This window comes from Enterobacter cloacae complex sp. IR5418, from assembly GCF_049238105.1.
GTDB lineage: Bacteria > Pseudomonadota > Gammaproteobacteria > Enterobacterales > Enterobacteriaceae > Enterobacter > Enterobacter hormaechei.
In genome coordinates this window covers 1-1,391 of the sequence record NZ_JBMKHS010000100.1, presented here as the reverse complement: position 1 = coordinate 1,391, position 1,391 = coordinate 1, and the positions used below count along the sequence as shown (strand labels likewise).

Here is a 1,391-nt window from a genome sequence, read left to right as displayed (position 1 = left end):
TCGGTTTGGGAAGTAGCGCGACGAAGGACGTCGGAACGGCTGCCGGGAACATCATGCAAGTGGGAGCATTTGGGCTTGGAACTATCAACGGAGACGGCCCACTGTTGGACGCTATGGACGCATTTACACCGACCTGTTTCTCCTCCCATCAAAATGACGGACAGACCCAACTGGGGTTGACTGCAAATACCGGCATTACGTCTATAGTCGTCAATCGGGGCAGCCGACCAACCCGTATTCATCAGGCCTACATTCTACGGCGGACGTGGTTTTCGTATTACGGTGGCTCGTCCTGGTCATATCAGGAGGCTTACACCACGGGTAATACCACAAAGTCCAGCGATGGCACACTAAAGGCAGCGTCTCCTGTTGCCCGTATCGTAGCGAGCCAGGAAGCGTGCCAGCGCGCCGATATAGAGGAAGATGGTTTCTCATGGTGTGGCTGTGGAACGGCGAACTCTGAGGCGGAGGGAATAACTCTTTTTCGTCTCGACGTCGGTGTTTACGTGCTCGCCGGTTCGACAGGCCTGGCATCAGAAGGCTGGCAGTTGCTGCCGCCAATGGACCCGAGCGGCATGGGAGAGCTGGGGGTGGTTGAGGCAGAGCAAACCGACAATGGCGAGCTAATAATCCGACTGTTTAAGCGCAAATTCATGCTGAGCGATGACGGAGAGATGATCAAAACGAAAGGAGAGCTGATAGATGTCCCGGCGAACAGCTGGATCGATGTTCGCCTAGATATGCCCGCAGATTCACTTTTTAACCAGCGAATGAGCCAGGAGCGGGAGGCTTAGCGTCTCCCTCTAATGCGCTTACGCGGATTGCCAGCGCTTTGATTGCCGCCAGCGCATCGAGCACCAGAGGATTGAGGTCTAGTGTCATTTTTCCCGACTCCTCAGCCGAGTGAACATATTGCGGATCTATCTTTTCCAACTCCTGAGCAATAACGCCGCGCCGAATGGCTTTCTCTTCATCAGCAAGGTAGTAGAAGGTCTTGAAATCCATTGCCTCGATGTTTGACAGCGATTCGTTTAGATCCAGATCCCCGGTCACTTTCTTAAAGTTAATGTCCGATGTTCCTGCTGACTGAAATACCGTCCACGGAGCATCTGTTTTTGTAGTTTGAGGATTCGTGTTTAACAGAAAACGGCAATAGCCAGCTCCGCCAGTGGTAACCCACATTTGCGCTATGCGCTGAGTGTTATAAGAGCTTTGGTAGCCACAGCCATTGGCAGGAGCCCAACTGGTGTTACCGTCAGCATCACTGATAAACGATGAGTTTGCATCATTTGGCCTTGGAGCCTGGTATGTTCCAACCCCAAAAGCCCCCACTTGCATGATGTTCCCGGCAGCCGTTCCGACGTCCTTTGTCGCGCTACTTCCCAAACCGA

At 53.1% G+C, this 1,391-nt stretch carries 1 protein-coding gene and 1 pseudogene; one reads left to right on the top strand and one right to left on the bottom strand.

Translation table 11 applies throughout. The features are described 5' to 3' along the window. Window positions 1–794: pseudogene (locus tag ACOTX7_RS24245) on the top strand (phage tail protein); the annotation flags it as partial. On the opposite strand, the gene ACOTX7_RS24240 reads toward ACOTX7_RS24245, so the two are convergent. Beyond that, window positions 760–1,391, bottom strand: a 632-nt coding sequence (locus ACOTX7_RS24240) for a tail fiber domain-containing protein (RefSeq protein ID WP_226882877.1), incomplete at its 5' end; no start/stop codon positions are given. The pseudogene ACOTX7_RS24245 and the gene ACOTX7_RS24240 overlap by 35 nt on opposite strands.